Source organism: Porticoccus litoralis (genome assembly GCF_030676955.1).
GTDB classification, from domain to species: domain Bacteria; phylum Pseudomonadota; class Gammaproteobacteria; order Pseudomonadales; family Porticoccaceae; genus Porticoccus; species Porticoccus litoralis.
In genome coordinates this window covers 97,453-114,117 of sequence record NZ_JAUUUU010000002.1, presented here as the reverse complement: position 1 = coordinate 114,117, position 16,665 = coordinate 97,453, and the positions used below count along the sequence as shown (strand labels likewise).

Here is a 16,665-nt window from a genome sequence, read left to right as displayed (position 1 = left end):
CATTTACTAACCCGCTGGCAACTGTCTATAGTCAGCCAACCGTAAATGTCGACTCAATCAGGAGTACAGAATGAAAACACGTGCGGCGGTCGCTTTTGGCGCAGGAAGTCCACTGGAAGTGGTCGAAGTAGATTTACAGGGACCCAGGGCCGGTGAGGTTCTGGTGGAAATCAAGGCCACTGGTGTTTGCCACACAGATGCCTTCACCCTATCCGGCGATGATCCGGAAGGCGCGTTTCCCGCCATCCTCGGCCACGAAGGTGCCGGCGTGGTTGTCGACGTTGGCCCCGGCGTCAAAAGCCTCAAGCCCGGCGACCATGTGATCCCCCTGTATACACCGGAATGCCGGGAGTGCGACTACTGCCTGCACCCGAAAACCAATCTCTGCCAGGCCATCCGCAGCACACAGGGCCAGGGCCTGATGCCCGATGGCACCAGCCGCTTTTCCCTGGATGGCAAACCCATCCTTCACTACATGGGCTGCTCCACTTTTTCTAACTACACCGTGCTGCCGGAAATCGCTCTGGCCAAGGTCCGCGAGGACGCCCCTTTCGACAAGATCTGCTATATCGGCTGTGGCGTCACCACCGGTATCGGCGCCGTGGCTTTCACCATGAAAGTGGAACCGGGCTCTACCGTGGCGGTATTCGGGCTCGGTGGCATCGGCCTGAACGTTATTCAGGGAGCCAAGATGGTCGGCGCCACCCGCATCATCGGCATCGACCTGAACCCGTCCAAGGTGGCGCTGGCGAAACAGTTCGGCATGACTGACTTCGTGAACCCTTCCGAGGTGGATGACGTGGTGGGCCACCTGGTTGAAATCACCGGCGGCGGCGTTGACTACAGCTTCGAGTGCATTGGCAATGTCAATGTCATGCGCCAGGCACTGGAGTGTTGCCACAAGGGCTGGGGAGAAAGCTGCATTATCGGCGTAGCCGGTGCTGGTCAGGAAATTTCCACCCGGCCATTTCAGCTGGTCACCGGTCGTTCCTGGCGAGGCACGGCCTTTGGTGGCGCACGTGGTCGCACCGATGTACCGAAAATCGTCGACTGGTACATGGAGGGGAAGATCAACATTGACGCGCTGATCACCCACACCATGCCCCTGCAGGACATCAACCGCGCCTTTGATCTGATGCACAGCGGCGAAAGCATTCGCTCTGTAGTGCTCTACTGAGGGCAGGGATAACCAATGGAACAGATCGACGTCCACCGCTGTTTCGGCGGCCAGCAACTGCGCTTTCGGCACCCCTCTGCGGTGCTTAACTGTGACATGACCTTTTCCATCTACCTGCCGCCGCAGGCGGAGCAGGGGGTTGTGCCAGTGCTGTACTGGCTGTCCGGACTCACCTGCACGGACGAAAATTTTGTTACCAAGGCTGGCGCCCAGCGCTATGCGGCAGAACACGGCATCGCCATCGTAGCGCCGGATACCAGCCCACGCGGGGAAGGGGTACCCGATGATCCTGAAGGCAATTACGATTTTGGCCTGGGCGCGGGATTCTATGTCAATGCCACCCAGGCGCCCTGGTCCAACCACTACCGCATGTACGACTACGTGGTGGAGGAACTACCAGCCCTGATTAACGAGCACTTCCCGGTGGATGGAGACAAGATGGCTATCAGCGGCCACTCCATGGGTGGCCACGGCGCGCTGACCATCGCCCTGAAAAACCCCGGCCGCTACCGCTCGGTATCGGCCTTTGCCCCCATCTGTTCCCCCATGCACTGCCCCTGGGGTGAAAAAGCCCTCGCTAACTACCTGGGAAGTAATCGTGAAACCTGGAGCGACTACGACAGCAGCGAACTGATGAGGAGTGCGCAGCGACAGCTCCCCATGCTGATAGACCAGGGGGATGCCGACAACTTCCTGCAGGAACAGCTCAAGCCAGAGCTATTACAGCAAGCGGCAAAGGAGGCGGGTTACCCCCTGCAGTTGCGAATGCAGCCAGGCTACGACCACAGCTACTTTTTCATCGCCAGCCTGATCGGCGACCACCTGCGTTTTCACGCGCAGTACCTGTAACGCACAGTCGTCATCATGAGTCGCCAGCCGCCCAGAACCCCATCCGATCATATTGTTGGCGGTGGCCCAAAGAAGGTGCTCTACACCCTCAGTACCGTTCGCAAAATTGGTCTGCTGAACTCATCCAAGGCTCTGCGTGCCAATAATGCCTGCAAGGCCTGCGGGCTGGGCATGGGCGGTCAACAAGGTGGGATGACCAATGAGTTGGGAGAATTTCCCGCCGTCTGCAACAAGAGCATTCAGGCGCAATCCACCGATATCCAGCCGGCCATTCCTTCAGAGATTTTCGATCACCCCCTGGCGCAGCTGCGGGAATTGAGCGGCCGCGAGCTGGAACACTTGGGGCGGCTCGGCAAACCCATTTACAAGGGGGCCGATGAGACTCGCTTCCGTGAAGTGAGCTGGGACTGGGCGCTGGATTATGCCGCTGGCAAGTTTGCCGAGACCCTGCCGTCACGCAGCTTCTTCTATTCCTCCGGACGTTCCTCCAACGAAGCCGGATTTGTGTTGCAGTTGCTAGCGCGACTCTACGGCACCAACAACATTAATAACTGCTCCTACTACTGCCACCAGGCCACCAGCGAGGCCCTGGGCAGTACCATCGGCACCGGCACCGCCACAGTGGAGTTGGAGGATTTGAGTCATTGTGACCTGGTGTTCCTGATAGGTGCCAACCCCGCGTCCAACCATCCCCGACTGCTGCACCAATTACAACGATTGCGGGAGCGCGGCGGCCAGGTCATTGTGATCAACCCGGCAAAAGAACCGGGGCTGGTCCGCTTTGCGGTACCCAAAAGCGCCAAATCCATGGCCAGCGGCGGCACCTGGATCGCCAGTCAATACCTGCAACCGGCCATCGGCAGCGATATCGGCCTGTTCAAGGGCATCGCCAAGGCAGTTTTGGCGGGCGGCCATCAGGACAGGGCCTATATAGAGCAGCACACCGAGGGCTTCGAGGCGTTTCTGGATGATATCCAGCAGACCGACTGGGAGGCCATCGAACGGGATACAGGCATTGCCCGCAGCCAGATCGAGCAGGCCGCCAGTGCGTATGCGGCCTCCGAACGCACAATCTTCGCCTGGGGTATGGGTATGACCCACCATCGCCACGGTGTTGAGAACATTGAATACATCGCCAACCTGGCGCTGTTGCGCTGCATGGTGGGCAAACCCGGCGCTGGATTACTTCCTCTGCGCGGCCACAGCAATGTGCAAGGCATCGGCACCATCGGTGTCAAACCGGTGCTCGCAGCGGAAGTATTCGAACGTTTGGAAACAGAACTGGGGGCCAGCCTACCCACCGGGCCCGGCATGGATACCCTGGCCTGCATGAACGCCAGCTACCGCGGCGACATCGACGCAGCACTGATCATGGGCGGTAACCTGTACGGTGCCACTCCACACGCCAGCTGGGCTGCGGAGTCACTGGATCGCATCGGCTTCAAGCTGTTCCTCACCACCACCCTGAACCTGGGCCACATTCACGGCTGTGACCACAGCGAGAGCCTGATCCTGCCGGTCACCGCCCGGGATGAGGAATGGCAACCCACTACCCAGGAATCCATGTTCAACTTCGTGCGCCTTAGCGACGGCGGAATTAAACGACATGCTCACACCCGCCCGGAGGTGGAAATCCTGGTGGGGCTGGCGGAACGGCTACTGCCCAGCAGCCCGGTGGACTTTGAGCGCTTTCGCCAACACCGCACGGTGCGCGAAGCCATCGCCCGGGTAATTCCCGGCATGGAGGATCTGGCAGATATCGACGTGGCGCGCAAGGAATTCCATATTCGCGGACGGCTGAAACACCGCCCAGAGTTCTCCCGCCCCAACAGTCGCGCCCGCTTTGCGGTACATCCATTGCCCGGTGCCGTGGCAAATGAAGACTATCCGTTTACCCTGATGACAGTGCGCAGCGAGGGGCAGTTCAACACCATCGTCTACGAGGAACGGGACAGCTACCGGGATACCGATGACCGCTGGGCGGTGCTGATGCACCCAACCACCATCGAGCGCCTTGGCATTAACAATGTGGTGGATCTGGTGTCAGAGCATGGCCGTATGGACCGGGTACGGGTCTACCCCTTCGACCTGCCGGAAAATAACCTGATGGCGTACTTTCCCGAGGCCAATGTTCTGGTGGGTACCGACAGCGACCCACGCAGCAAGACCCCGGCCTTTAAATCAGTACCCGTGCGGGTTGAGCAGCCTTGAGGGTATAGAAAGCCTTGAGCGGCTATAAATAGCCCTGAGCGGATAACTAGATTACGGATTCAAAACCTTCAAACTGCGGCGGGCCAAGATAGATTCCCTTCCTGCTACCTCCAGCATTGGCATGGGCTTTCCGAAAGGATTCCGATTTGGTCCAGTCTTCAAATGCCTGGCGTGATTCCCAAACGGAGTGAGAAGCGAACAGCGTGTATTCTTCTGTGGTTGGCCCCTGTAGCAGATGGAATTCCTTAAAACCCGGCACTGTTTCCAGAAAGGTTTCCCGGTTCTTCCAGATACTGACAAATTCGTCCTCGCTTCCCAGGGCGATTTTAAAGCGGTTCATTGCGATAAACATGGATACCTCAATGGTTTTTAATGGCGTCACTGACTAAATGCCCTATAGACACCATGCTTCAGATTTCACCTATGATTTTACCCAGACTTTCCTCAGCGCTTTTGTATCCAAGCTCTATCATTTCAGCAGCACAATCAAAATCTATAATCCCACATGCATTTCTGGGTATCTCAATTAAATAATCAGCCGGGTAAGCCGCCAACTTCTGCCTCGCAATTGCACCTTGCATCGTATCAAAAGCCTGATTGGCGATATCATACGCACCCCAATCTTTGCCGACGTTGTTTACTGTCGAATCCTTAAAGCCTTTCACGAAAGAGGAAACCTTCTCTATCAGGGGAGACCTCTCTTGCTCTGACGAATCTTCACTTGCCGTTGGCTCGCTCTTTTTATCCACCCTGCCACCAAGATTCACGGCCACGGTTAAATCTGTTTGGTCATTAAAGGTAGGTGCTATCGGCACAGGGTTTAACACACCGCCATCAATGAGTTCGACTCCCTCATATCTGAACGGCGTAAAAAGAAGGGGCAATGAGATAGACGCCCGGATAGCATCAAACAGTTTTCCTGAATTCATCCAGACTTCTTTTTCTACTGACACATCGGTGGCCACAGCAGTATAGGAGATAGGCAAGTCCTCAATAGCCACATCGCCCACAAGGTCCCTCAACGTATCAAACAGTTTATCGCCTTTCACAAGACCACTTTTATCCCATGAAAGATCGAGCAACTTAAAAACATCAATCTTGGTTATTTGTCGTACCCAGCTCTCGAAATCATCCAACTTTCCAGCGGCGTAAATGCCACCCACAAGAGCACCTATTGAACAACCAGAAATAGATTCTATTTTGAAATCATTTTTTTCAAGCCAATCAATGACACCGATGTGAGCCAGGCCGCGAGCACCGCCACTCCCCAGAACTAGGGATACCGTTTTTTGGGACTTTTCCGATGTCATTTTTTATCGCCTTTCTACGATCAGTCAGCTCTCTCAGTATTCACACCCAAGAATGGATTCACAGGCACAATGGCAACAGCACAGCCATACCAATACCCGGCACTTTCTTTATCATCTTACAGAAGCCCTGACTGAAACTGCCAGCTCCTCCATTATCCACCCGTCAACCTCTCTACTCGACCCGGCAATCACATCCAGTCAACTTGCCCCAAGTTTTGATGTTTTTCTATGGCGTCATAAAAAAAAGAACTGGAAGCCACCGAGATACGTAGAGTAAAAACAACCCATTATGGATCAATGTCTATGTTTTCCCTCTTTAAAAAAGACCCCGCCAAAAAATTACAAAAAAGTTATGAAGCAAAGCTGGAGCAAGCCATGCACGCCCAAAGAAAAGGCGATATAGAATCCTATTCAATGATAACGGCTGAAGCCGAAGTCATCAGGCAAAAAATAAATGCGCTGGAAAATGCAAAAAAAGCCTAACGCCCAAAAAAGCTACCGCAATTCTTTCTTCCATAACACGTTAAAATCTCATTGACATGTATCGGACACCTCAGCGCCGACACTGCGAACAGTGCCGACACACTTCGACAATATACCCTCAGGCTGCGGCTGATTGTGCACCCACCCGCTCCGACACTGCCGGCACCGGGCTGACACCGAGCCAGTACCGGCGCATGTTCCAGCCGGTGCTAGAAGAGGCGGATACATCGCCGTTGCGGAGGAGGTAAGCGTGGCCAAGATACTGATGGTATTGGGGGCTGTCCTGCTGGCGCTGGGAACCCTTTGGCATTTTTTTCCCGGCGCGCTGAACTGGTTCGGCAAGCTGCCCGGCGATATCAATATCAAGACCGAGCACAGTCAGGTTTTTATTCCTATCACCTCGATGCTGATTGTCAGTGCCGTGCTGAGCCTGCTGATGTATTTTTTCCGGCGCTGATTTTTCTTTCCGCTTGAATACTGTTTATTTATACAGTATTTTGACTGCATGAAAACTGCCCCCCTGAAACCGGCCGCCGACGTGCCGCCCGACACCCTGCCGCTGTTCGCCACGGCAGTGCGCGCCGGCTTTCCCAGCCCGGCGGACGACTTCGTAGAAACCCCGCTGGATATTCACGACTATCTGGTGAAACACCCGGCAGCCACCTTCTTCGCCCGTGCCGAGGGGGATTCCATGACCGGCTTTGGAATTTTCAGCGGCGACCTGCTAATCGTCGACCGCGCCCTACAACCCCAGCACGGGGATGTAGTGATCGCCGCCATCGACGGCGAGCTAACCTGCAAGGTACTGGATCTGCACAACCGCCTGCTGCGGGCCGGCAACCGTCGCTATCCGCCCATCGAGCTGCACGACAACGCAGAATTGCTGATTGAAGGGGTGGTGATTCATTCGGTGCGCCATCACCGATGTTCGCGCTGGTAGACTGCAACAGCTGCTACGCCAGTTGTGAACAGATTTTCCGCCCCGACCTGCGCGACAAGCCGGTGGTGGTACTGAGCAACAACGATGGCTGCGTGATCGCCCGCTCGAAGGAAGCCAAGGCCCTAGGCATTCCCGACCTGCATGCCTATTTCAAGATTCGCCACCTGCTGGAACGCCACCGGGTAGCTGTATTCTCTGGCAACTTCCGGCTCTACGGCGATATTTCCCGGCGGGTGATGGATTGCCTGCGTCACTTCAGCCCGGATATTGAAATCTACAGTATCGATGAAATGTTCCTGTCGATGGATGGCATCTGCCAACCGCTGCAGGACTACGGCCAAACCATCAAGCAGAATGTCTGGCGACAGGTACGCATGCCGGTGAGTGTTGGTATTGCCCCCAGCAAAACCCTGGCAAAGCTGGCCAACTACGCCGCCAAGAATATCCCCAGCCAGCACGGTGTCTGCCTACTCGACGCCCCCCACAAATGGCAGTGGCTGCTGCGACGGGTACCAGCCACCAAAGTATGGGGCATCGGTCGCCGACTGGGGGCACGGTTGGCGGACATGGGAATCCACAGCGCCTGGGAACTGGCCAGCAGCGATCCGAAAACCATCCGCCGCCGCTTCAATGTCTGTGTAGAACGCACGCTGGAAGAACTGAACGGCAGCCCCTGTCTGGCACTGGAGGAGGTAACCCCGGATAAAAAACAGATTTACTGTACCCGTTCTTTCGGAGACAAACCCACTGAGCTGGACCCCCTACTGCGGGCCGTCGCACTCTACGCCAGCCGGGCGGCGGAAAAACTGCGCGCCCAGCAACACCTGGCGCTGACCCTGCACGTGTTCATTCACACCTCGCCCCATCGGCCCAACTACTACAGCAACAGCACCGTGGTGCAATTGCCCTACGCCACTGACGACAGCCGGGTGATCGCTGCCTGTGCACAGCAGGGCGTACGCCGTATCTTCCGACCGGGACATGCCTATCTGAAAGCAGGTGTGGGGTTAATCGAGCTGGTGTCGAAACGCTACCACCAGGAGGATATCTTCGAGGTGGGGCAGAGCCCTCGCGCGGATGCGCTGATGCAAACCCTGGACGGTATCAATCGCCGCTACGGCCGGGGCACCGCTGTCCTTGCCAGCGAAGGCAAAAAACGGGGTTGGCCGATGCGCCAGCAGTACTGTTCTCCGGCCTATACCACCCGATGGACAGACATCCCCATCATTAAAAGCTAAATCAGGCCACCTGCTGTCGTTGCAGTTGTGGCGGCGCGATATCGGACTCGGACCAGAGCTGATGACACAACATTTCGACGGGTTCGGCACAGCCTTCGCTGATCCAGCGCGCCAAAGCCTCCGCCACATTCGGGTAACAGGGTCGCGCCGCGTTCGGTTCGCAGTCAAACCAGAACTCCAGGGCACGCCGGTCGATGCGCTCCTCAATGGACGCGTATCCCAGCTGTTCCAGGGCAGCGGCGTTGGACAGCTGCTCCATCTGTCCACTCAGGGGTTTAGCCATAATGCGTTTTCCCAGCTGCAGAGCCTCACTGATCAGTTCAAAACCGGCATTGCAGACGACCCAATCGCTGTCTGCCAGATCGCGCCGGAATCCATCGCGGCTCAGGGGGCGGGTATGCAGATTGTCGTCGTCCCGCCACTCGTGGACAGAGGCATAGATATGGAATTGAAAGTCGGGGAACTGCCTGAACAACGCCAGCAACGGCGCCTGGTCTTCAAACGGCAGATATACAAGTACTTTGTTTTGCTCACAACCACCTGCTAAGTCACCGTGGTCGATATCGACAATAGGCGGCAAAATCGGCTTGTCAAAGTGGTGCCAGTGCAGGCCCACCGCAGTGGTCACTGGGGCAAACTGCTGCAAAATGGCACGTGTGAACGGGTTGCCACCGCGCTCGGGAACATCGTGACAGAAGGCATACTGATGGCCAATACCCACACAGGGCAGTTGCTGGCGACGTGCGGCCCTGGCGGTGATGGGTTCATAATCGCTGATCACCAGATCGTAACCGCTGAGATCCAGAGCTCGGATATCCCGGCGCAAGCCCAACAAATCGACATTGCGGAGGGTTTTCAGTGGTTGCACCCGTCCGGCTTCAGAGTGAAACGTGAGACCGGAGCGGCAATGGAAGTCACCGAAGAGCTCCATGTCAAAATAATGCTCCCGGGGCCGTCCGGAAAACAACCATTCGATTTCGATATCGGGATATTGTGAAAGTGCACCGGCCATGGCACGGGCACGGGACAGATGGCCATTGCCCGTCCCCTGAACTCCATAAAAAATTTTCAAATCGGATTCTCTTATAGGGTTATGAGTTGTACTGCCCACCAGCCAATACTGCTACCAAGCAGGGCTCCGGCTACGGTATCCAGGGGAAAATGAACCCCCAGAACCACACGGGACAATGCCACCAGAGAGGCCCAGACATAGAGGTAACCGGCAACGTTCAGCGGCAATAACAGCACCAACACCGTGGCAACCAGGAAGGCTGCAGAGGTGTGACCTGAGGGAAAGCTGAATTCATCCGATGCGGTAATTACGCTCTGAAAACCGGGAATCACATTGGGCGGACGGTTGCGCTTGAAGCTGTTTTTCAACAAGTAGTAGCTGAGTCGCTCAATCGCCAACCCCGTCACCAATGTCGCTGTCAGCGGCCATATAATCTCCGGCCACAACAGTCCCAGAAGCAGGGGAATCAACAGATAGAACCAGCCATCGGCGCTGGTGGATACCAGCCTGGCCATGCGACACAGACTACGGCGGGTATTCCACTGAACGATGCGAGTGAAGGTGGCAACATCCAGGGAATGTAGGGTTTGCAATGCTTTTATCGTTGTCATAATTGGCACAGTAGCGCTGCCCTGTGACAGCCCTGTGTACAAAATATGACCATTCTGTGACTTTTTCGTCGTACAACTTTATGGTGGCAAGAGTGTCAAACCCAATGAGAAGCAGGCGTAGAAGTCGCCGGGACGGGCAATGAAAAAAATAGGGCTAACACTGCTGATAATGGTGGCCACCGCTACACAGGGACAGACCATTTACAAAGCCATCGACGCCAATGGGAATATCGTCTACAGCGATACCCCGATGGAAAACACCCTATTGCTGGAAACCCTGTCACTGCAGACAGATGCCTCCAATAACAGCCCCGAGGAGCAATCCCAGGCCCGTATCGACCAGATGGCGGAGACCACCGAGCGCCTGAAAGGTGACCGGGAAGACCGTGAACAGTTGCGCCGGGAAGAGGAAGAGCAACTGCGCGCAAGACAGCGGGCGGCCACACCCCCTCAAATTTACCGGGAAGAGTATTACCACGACTATTATCCCTACAGAAGCTACTACCCATATACAGACCGCTACCCCTACCGGCACCCGCAGCACCCCAGGCGCCCCCAATATCCCCAGGAGATGGAAAGTGGCCGCTACCTGAACAATGATGCCATTCTGATCCCCCGCTCAAAATTACTGACACCCGGCACCCGTCGGTGAGACAATCTGTGCTTCACGGGGTGCTGTAACCCCCTTGCCGGACAGACCATGACCACCACCCAGATTCCACTGTTTCCCCTGTTACAACCGCTATTTCCCGGTACGCGCCTCAACCTGCAGATTTTTGAGCAGCGCTACCTGCGCATGATCACCCAGTGCCTGAAGACAGAAGGCACCTTCGGCGTGGTGCCTATTCTGGAAGGTGGCGAAGTTGGTGCCACACCTCAGGTGCACCCCTGGGGCGTCACCGCCAGCATCATCGACTGGAACCAGCTGAACAATGGTTTGCTGGGTATTGCCATTGAGGGCGATCGACGCTTTCAGCTGCTCAGCAGCAGTATCGAAAATGATGGTCTGGTGGTGGGGAAAGTCAGTTTCTGCCCCGAGGAAGTCAGCGTGCCGCTGGAAGAAGACAGTGAAGACCTGCAGGAATTGCTCACCGATCTGGCAAAAGAGTTTTATCCGGCAGATGCCCAATGGCAACCACCGGAGGACAGCAACGCCCTGGGTTGGCAGCTGGCACAACTACTGCCGGTGGAGCCAGTGCTGCCCATGAGCCTGCTGGAGGTCGACGACCCTCTGTTGCGCCTGGAACGTATCCGCGACTGGCTGGATACCGTCATTCAGAGCCAAATGAGCTGATTTAGCTCCCGCCTTTCAACGCCGCCACCAATGGCGGCAGCACTGCGTCACAGGGCATGTCCACCTTCAGTGACAGCATGTCATCTGCTCGAGTGGTTCCCTGGTTGATCGCCACTATCGGCTTTTGCTGATCTTCAGCCCAACGGCAGAAACGAAAACCGGAGTAGATCATCAGCGAGGAACCCACCACCAGCAGGGCATCGGACTGCTGCATCGCTGAAGCGGCCCTGGCCACCACCTCAGAAGGCACACTGCCCCCGAAAAACACCGCATTGGGTTTCAGAATCCCGCCGCACCGCTCACAATCACGCACCTGCAGACGGCTAAAATCCAGATCGTCCACATTGGCATCGCCATCCGGACCAATGCTCCCTGCCTGTTCTGCAAAACCCGGATTGTGTTGCTCCAGCCATTGCTGAATATCTTCCCGGTGGGTCTCCTCACCACACGTCTGGCAGCTGACCCGGTCAATGCGACCATGCAGATCAATCACCTCGCGACTTCCCGCACGCTGGTGCAATCCGTCCACATTCTGTGTCACCAGCGCCTGCACATAACCGAGGCTCTCCAGCTCTGCCAGGGCATAGTGGGATACACTGGGTCGGGCATCGCGCATAAAACGCCAGCCAACCATGTTGCGGGCCCAGAAGCGCTGCCGGGTCAGGAGGTCGGCTAGAAAATCCGCATGTTGTACAGGAGGTTTGCGCTGCCACTGACCATTGCTATCGCGGTAAGTGGGCACCCCCGCTGAGGCACTGATCCCCGCCCCGGTCAGCACCAGCAGGCGCGGGTGAGCAAGAACAAATTCCATCAATTGCCGATGTGCTTGATCATTATCCATGATGGGAGATTGTGCACCTGGGGGGCCGGAGCGGCAATGGCCACACAACGGCACTCAACCGGCTTCGGCACGATGAAAAATTGTCTATAAATAATCAGGACTTATCGATATTGCGGCGATATAATGCGCGGTCCTGAAATCACTACCTGTACAGAAAGCATGGATATCACGTCTTACATGACTGAGCTTGGCAAACAGGCCAGGGCCGCTGCCCGGCTGATTGCCACAGCCAACAGCGATACCAAAAATGCCGCACTGCTGGCCATTGCCCGCGCCATCGACAGTCATCGCAATGATTTACTGGCCGCCAATGCCAGCGATATGGAAAACGGTCGCGCCAATGGCCTGGATGCCGCACTGCTGGACCGCCTGGAGCTGAACGAGGCCCGTATCAATGCCATGATTGAGGGGCTGAAACAGGTAGCGGAGTTACCCGACCCAACGGGTGTCATCAGCGACCGTCAGGTACGCCCCAGCGGCATTGAGCTTGCCAAGATGCGCGTCCCCCTAGGCGTGGTGGGTATCATTTACGAATCCCGTCCCAACGTCACCGTGGACGCCGCCAGTCTGTGCCTGAAATCTGGTAATGCCACCATCCTTCGCGGCGGCAGCGAGGCTATTCACTCCAATCGCGCCATTGCCGAGTGCATTTCCCTCGGCCTGGCGGAAACCGGCCTGCCGGAAGCTGCGGTACAGGTGATCGAGACTACCGACCGCGCCGCTGTCGGCGAATTGATTACCATGACTGAGTATGTCGATGTCATCGTACCCCGCGGCGGCAAGAGCCTCATCGAGCGCATTAGCCGCGAGGCGCGCGTACCCGTGATTAAACACCTAGACGGCATCTGCCACGTCTATATCGACGACAAGGCCAACCTGGATATGGCCTTCAATATTGCATTGAACGCCAAAACCCATCGCTACGGTGTGTGTAATGCCATGGAAACCCTGCTGGTTGCCGAGGCCGTTGCCCCCGACATTCTGCCCCGGCTGGCAGATGCCTATCGAGCCAAAGGCGTAGAGTTGCGCGGCTGTGAGAAAACCCGGGCCATCATCGACTGCCTACCGGCAAGCGAAGAGGACTGGAGCACGGAATATCTGGCACCTATTCTTTCCATTAAGGTGGTGGCGAACATGGACGAGGCGATGGACCATATTGCCAATTATGGTTCCCATCACACGGAAGCCATTGTGACCAATGACGAAGCCCGCAGCAGCCGTTTTATCACAGAAGTGGATTCCAGTTCGGTGATGATCAACGCCTCAACCCGGTTTGCCGATGGTTTTGAGTATGGGCTGGGTGCCGAAATTGGCATCTCCACCGACAAAATTCATGCCCGCGGCCCTGTCGGGCTCGAAGGTCTCACCTCACAGAAGTGGGTCGTTTATGGCCACGGTGAAATTCGCCAGTAGCGAGAGAAATTCTTGAACGATCTATCACCAGAATTTCAGGATACTGGCATCGGTATCTTTGGCGGAACCTTTGACCCGGTACACATCGGTCATCTGCGTACGGCTTTGGAATTAAAGTACACGCTGGGACTGGCCGAAATGCGGATGATTCCCAGTGCCCGCCCCCCACACCGGGCTCAGCCACAAACCTCGGCGGACCATCGCCTAACCATGCTGAAGAGGGGCCTGGGTGATGAACCGGGCATGGTGGCCGACGACCGGGAGCTGCGCCGCGAGGGACCTTCCTTCACACTGGACACCCTGCTGGAAATCCGTTCAGAGGTAGGACCCGACACCCCCCTGTGCCTGTGTATCGGCATGGATGCCCTGGGTGAACTCAACACCTGGCATCGCTGGGAAGAATTTATGGGGCTGACCCACCTTGTGGTGGCCGCCCGCCCGGGCTGGCATCTGCCAACATCCGGAAAATTGGTGGATTTTGTGCATGAGCACCGGGTGCAGGATCACACATCGTGGAAAAACAGCCCCGCCGGCAAATTATTGATCGTTGAAATGACCCTGTTGCCCATTTCCGCCACCGGCATCCGCCAGGCGCGGGCACGAGGTGAATCCATCCGTTATCTGGTACCGGACAGCGTGATTGAGTACATTAACCAGAACCAGCTGTACAACACATAGGTATTGAATGAGTAATGAACTGATCGACATCGTGATAGACGCGCTGGAAGGCGTGAAAGGTAAGGATATTGTCACCCTGGATGTGAGCGAACTCACGGATGTCATGGACCATATTGTCGTCGCCAGCGGCACTTCCAACCGCCAGGTCAAGGCACTGGCCGACAACGTGGTGGAAGAAGGCAAAAAGGCCGGCTTCCGACCCATTGGTGTAGAGGGAATGGACACCGCCGAATGGGTGCTTGTGGATTATGGCGACCTGGTCGTGCATGTGATGCTGCCCACCACCCGCCAGTTTTACGACCTGGAAAAACTCTGGTCTGTCCGCCCGGCCGACCTCAAGGCCAGCGGCCACGAGGAATAATTACTCCATGCGGCTGAGAGTGCTTGCCGTGGGCACCAAAATGCCCGACTGGGTTTACACCGGCTGCAGGGAGTACCTCAAGCGACTGCCACCTGAACTAAACGTCGAATTCGTCGAGCTGCCCATGGGTCAGCGTGGCAAGGGCGCTGACATCCAACGCGCCATCACCCGCGAAGGCGAAGCCATGCTCAAGGCCATTGGCGATCACGACCAGGTCATTGCGTTGGATGTGAAGGGCAAGCCCTGGGGAACAGAGGATCTTGCGGATCGGTTGCAGCAATGGCAGCTATCCGGCGACAACTTCAGCCTGTTGATTGGTGGCCCCGACGGCCTCGCACCGGAATGCCTGGCCCGGGCAAACATACGCTGGTCACTGTCCGCCCTGACCCTGCCACACCCGCTGGTGCGCATTGTGCTCGCCGAACAACTGTACCGCGCCTGGAGTATCAACGCCGGGCATCCCTACCATCGCTAGCAGCGGTTTCTCGACCTATAACGAAGCCCATAACAACAACGTGGCAAACAGTGCCGCTACCGCCCAGAAAGCCACTGCTTTATCCAGACGCCGACTGGTACGCCAGGCGTTGATCAGCCCGATCAGACTGACTATGCCGAGCGCCATCCCCCCTATGCGGGAAACACCAGCGGCGATATCCGCACCACCAGCCATAGCGTAGTAACCCGCACAGGCAATCAGCGGGACCATCAGAATGACCGCTATTTTCAACAGGTTTTCCAGCCACACTGATCGGCTCACAACCATGCCTCAAGTGTTCGATGAACCATCAGAAAGCGGACCTCGACCGGGGCTGTACGGGTTATCGTAAAAGACATTAATGGACTCTCAGTCACGGCAAATACAGCAAACTTTGCTGCGCCAATCATTCCTCTTCATCGGGCACAAAAATCAGTGCATCGGAATTAATGCAATAACGCAGACCGGTGGGTGCCGGGCCATCATTGAAGACATGGCCAAGATGCTCACCACAGGCGGAAAGCACTTCGGTTCGCTTACCCAGCCATGACCAGTCATCCTCCAGCAGAATATTGTCCTTGTCGGACACTTCCCAGAAACTGGGCCAACCGGTGCCAGATTTGAATTTGTGTTCAGAGCGAAATACAGGGATACGGCAGCCAGCCGTCACATAGGTACCCTTGCGCTTGTTGTTAAGCAGCTCACCGGTGAAGGCCCGCTCGGTACCCTGGCGCCAGAGAATGTTGTATTGCTCCGGGGTCAACAGTTGTTTCCAGATGGCTTTGGGGATGGTGTCGAGATCACGACCAGTCTCAATCAGCTGTTTTGCCTGCGCAACCGTCATATCGGCGGCCTGGGAGGGTAAGGCGAAGAGGGACAGCATGGCAAACAGGGCAAAAATCAGATTCTTCATAATAACGCTCTACGGGTTAATCTGAAGTTTTGACCACACTGAAGCGGCGGTGTTCATGCACCGGCATTTTTTGTCTGAGCTTACGCAAATAATTGAGGTTAATATCCGCACTGACCACACCCGGGCCCTCCGCCATATCGGACAACACCACACCCCAGGGATCAATAATCGCTGAACCTCCCCAGGTGGGGCGTTTCTCGTGAAAACGGTCACCCATATTCGCCCCCACCACATAGCAGAGGTTTTCCACCGCCCGTGCCCGCAGTAATAGCTCCCAGTGCGATTCACCGGTGGCCGTGGTAAAGGCCGATGGCACTAAAAGAATCTCGGCACCCGCGCCCGCGAGATGGCGATACAGTTCAGGAAAGCGCAGGTCGTAACAAACCGTCAATCCCAGCTTGCCAAGCGGCGTATCAACCACCACCGCTTCACTGCCGTGACAGTAATCATCCGATTCCCGGTAACTACCCCTGGCATCATCCACATCGACATCAAACAGGTGGATCTTCTGGTAGCAGGCCACTTCCTCGCCCTGCGGATTGACCACAAAACAGCTGGCTGCTGCACGATTGTCCCCACCCGTTTCCGGATCAACAGCCACCGGAATCGTGCCGCCCACCAGCCACACGCTGTGCTGCCGGGCCATGCGTGCCAGAAATTGCCTTGCCGGGCCGGAGGCATCGCGCTCGTTCCTGGCAATCTCCGCTATGTCGCGGCAACCGTGGTAGGCAAAATACTCGGGAAGGACCAGCAGCTCTGAACCCTGCTCCACTGCCTGCGCAATTAATGCCGCCGCCTGCTGCAGGTTGCTGTCCAGGCTGCCGCCACTGGTCATCTGCACTGCGGCGATACGGCTCAT

At 56.5% G+C, this 16,665-nt stretch carries 21 protein-coding genes; 13 read left to right on the top strand and 8 right to left on the bottom strand.

The genetic code is table 11. The features are described from left to right. Positions 1 to 70: 70 nt before the first annotated feature. The 3 genes from Q8A57_RS04840 to Q8A57_RS04830 are packed head-to-tail and all read left to right on the top strand — an operon-like array spanning position 71 to position 4,237. A complete protein-coding gene (locus Q8A57_RS04840) occupies positions 71 to 1,177 on the top strand; it encodes an S-(hydroxymethyl)glutathione dehydrogenase/class III alcohol dehydrogenase (protein ID WP_305169856.1) in 1,107 nt (368 codons plus the stop codon). Between the two features lie 15 nt (positions 1,178 to 1,192). After that, positions 1,193 to 2,026 carry an S-formylglutathione hydrolase gene (gene fghA / locus Q8A57_RS04835; RefSeq protein WP_305169855.1) on the top strand — a complete coding sequence of 278 codons (834 nt, stop codon included), beginning with the start codon at positions 1,193 to 1,195 and terminating at the stop codon, positions 2,024 to 2,026. A gap of 15 nt (positions 2,027 to 2,041) precedes the next feature. Continuing rightward, the gene (locus Q8A57_RS04830) at positions 2,042 to 4,237 is read left to right on the top strand and encodes an FdhF/YdeP family oxidoreductase (protein WP_305169854.1); all 2,196 of its coding nucleotides are present in this window, start codon (positions 2,042 to 2,044) and stop codon (positions 4,235 to 4,237) included. 46 nt (positions 4,238 to 4,283) lie between these two features. Here Q8A57_RS04830 and Q8A57_RS04825 read toward each other — a convergent pair whose 3' ends face one another. Both Q8A57_RS04825 and Q8A57_RS04820 read right to left on the bottom strand, forming a co-directional pair. Then, positions 4,284 to 4,619 (bottom strand): antibiotic biosynthesis monooxygenase family protein, encoded by a 336-nt coding sequence (locus Q8A57_RS04825; RefSeq protein WP_305169853.1) that lies wholly within the window; start codon positions 4,617 to 4,619, stop codon positions 4,284 to 4,286. Between the two features lie 28 nt (positions 4,620 to 4,647). Further along, a complete protein-coding gene (locus Q8A57_RS04820; RefSeq protein ID WP_305169852.1) occupies positions 4,648 to 5,547 on the bottom strand; it encodes a patatin-like phospholipase family protein in 900 nt (299 codons plus the stop codon). A gap of 303 nt (positions 5,548 to 5,850) precedes the next feature. Here Q8A57_RS04820 and Q8A57_RS04815 point away from each other — a divergent pair, with 303 nt between their 5' ends. The 4 genes from Q8A57_RS04815 (at position 5,851) to Q8A57_RS04800 (ending at position 8,208) form a co-directional block, all read left to right on the top strand. Further along, entirely contained in the window at positions 5,851 to 6,030 is a 180-nt protein-coding gene (locus tag Q8A57_RS04815) for a DUF6435 family protein (protein ID WP_305169851.1), read from the top strand. 250 nt (positions 6,031 to 6,280) lie between these two features. Next, positions 6,281 to 6,487 (top strand): DUF2905 domain-containing protein, encoded by a 207-nt coding sequence (locus Q8A57_RS04810; RefSeq protein WP_305169850.1) that lies wholly within the window; start codon positions 6,281 to 6,283, stop codon positions 6,485 to 6,487. A 48-nt stretch (positions 6,488 to 6,535) separates the two neighbouring features. Next, the gene (locus tag Q8A57_RS04805; protein WP_305169849.1) at positions 6,536 to 6,970 is read left to right on the top strand and encodes a LexA family protein; all 435 of its coding nucleotides are present in this window, start codon (positions 6,536 to 6,538) and stop codon (positions 6,968 to 6,970) included. Beyond that, complete coding sequence (locus Q8A57_RS04800; protein WP_305169848.1) at positions 6,955 to 8,208, top strand: Y-family DNA polymerase; 1,254 nt, start codon at positions 6,955 to 6,957, stop codon at positions 8,206 to 8,208. The genes Q8A57_RS04805 and Q8A57_RS04800 overlap by 16 nt, the downstream gene beginning before the upstream one ends. Before the next feature lies 1 nt (position 8,209). Here the strand turns inward: Q8A57_RS04800 and Q8A57_RS04795 are convergent, their stop codons facing one another. Together Q8A57_RS04795 and Q8A57_RS04790 are read right to left on the bottom strand one after the other, a co-directional pair. Then, a complete protein-coding gene (locus tag Q8A57_RS04795; RefSeq protein ID WP_305169847.1) occupies positions 8,210 to 9,280 on the bottom strand; it encodes an MJ1255/VC2487 family glycosyltransferase in 1,071 nt (356 codons plus the stop codon). An 11-nt stretch (positions 9,281 to 9,291) separates the two neighbouring features. Then, the gene (locus Q8A57_RS04790; RefSeq protein WP_305169846.1) at positions 9,292 to 9,831 is read right to left on the bottom strand and encodes a phosphatase PAP2 family protein; all 540 of its coding nucleotides are present in this window, start codon (positions 9,829 to 9,831) and stop codon (positions 9,292 to 9,294) included. 139 nt (positions 9,832 to 9,970) lie between these two features. On the opposite strand from Q8A57_RS04790, the gene Q8A57_RS04785 reads away from it, so the two are divergent. Further along, entirely contained in the window at positions 9,971 to 10,483 is a 513-nt protein-coding gene (locus Q8A57_RS04785; RefSeq protein ID WP_305169845.1) for a DUF4124 domain-containing protein, read from the top strand. 48 nt (positions 10,484 to 10,531) lie between these two features. After that, the gene (locus tag Q8A57_RS04780) at positions 10,532 to 11,125 is read left to right on the top strand and encodes an LON peptidase substrate-binding domain-containing protein (protein WP_305169844.1); all 594 of its coding nucleotides are present in this window, start codon (positions 10,532 to 10,534) and stop codon (positions 11,123 to 11,125) included. 1 nt (position 11,126) lies between these two features. Here Q8A57_RS04780 and Q8A57_RS04775 read toward each other — a convergent pair whose 3' ends face one another. Beyond that, entirely contained in the window at positions 11,127 to 11,966 is an 840-nt protein-coding gene (locus Q8A57_RS04775) for an NAD-dependent protein deacetylase (RefSeq protein WP_305169843.1), read from the bottom strand. A 159-nt stretch (positions 11,967 to 12,125) separates the two neighbouring features. Between Q8A57_RS04775 and Q8A57_RS04770 the strand changes: the two genes are divergently transcribed. From Q8A57_RS04770 to rlmH, 4 genes are read left to right on the top strand one after another with little or no spacing between them, the layout of a single operon-like run. After that, positions 12,126 to 13,379 carry a glutamate-5-semialdehyde dehydrogenase gene (locus tag Q8A57_RS04770; protein WP_305170152.1) on the top strand — a complete coding sequence of 418 codons (1,254 nt, stop codon included), beginning with the start codon at positions 12,126 to 12,128 and terminating at the stop codon, positions 13,377 to 13,379. Positions 13,380 to 13,391: 12 nt separating this feature from the next. After that, positions 13,392 to 14,057, top strand: coding sequence for a nicotinate-nucleotide adenylyltransferase (gene nadD / locus Q8A57_RS04765; protein WP_305169842.1), 666 nt, complete (start codon positions 13,392 to 13,394; stop codon positions 14,055 to 14,057). A gap of 7 nt (positions 14,058 to 14,064) precedes the next feature. After that, positions 14,065 to 14,418, top strand: coding sequence for a ribosome silencing factor (gene rsfS, locus Q8A57_RS04760; RefSeq protein ID WP_305169841.1), 354 nt, complete (start codon positions 14,065 to 14,067; stop codon positions 14,416 to 14,418). 7 nt (positions 14,419 to 14,425) lie between these two features. Beyond that, the gene (rlmH, locus tag Q8A57_RS04755; protein WP_305169840.1) at positions 14,426 to 14,893 is read left to right on the top strand and encodes a 23S rRNA (pseudouridine(1915)-N(3))-methyltransferase RlmH; all 468 of its coding nucleotides are present in this window, start codon (positions 14,426 to 14,428) and stop codon (positions 14,891 to 14,893) included. Between the two features lie 15 nt (positions 14,894 to 14,908). Here rlmH and Q8A57_RS04750 read toward each other — a convergent pair whose 3' ends face one another. The 3 genes from Q8A57_RS04750 to Q8A57_RS04740 form a co-directional block, all read right to left on the bottom strand. Then, positions 14,909 to 15,175: a hypothetical protein gene (locus Q8A57_RS04750; protein ID WP_305169838.1), complete on the bottom strand. Its 267-nt coding sequence runs from the start codon at positions 15,173 to 15,175 to the stop codon at positions 14,909 to 14,911. Positions 15,176 to 15,299: 124 nt separating this feature from the next. Next, a complete protein-coding gene (gene msrB / locus Q8A57_RS04745; RefSeq protein WP_305169837.1) occupies positions 15,300 to 15,806 on the bottom strand; it encodes a peptide-methionine (R)-S-oxide reductase MsrB in 507 nt (168 codons plus the stop codon). A gap of 16 nt (positions 15,807 to 15,822) precedes the next feature. Next, complete coding sequence (locus Q8A57_RS04740; protein ID WP_305169836.1) at positions 15,823 to 16,665, bottom strand: carbon-nitrogen hydrolase family protein; 843 nt, start codon at positions 16,663 to 16,665, stop codon at positions 15,823 to 15,825.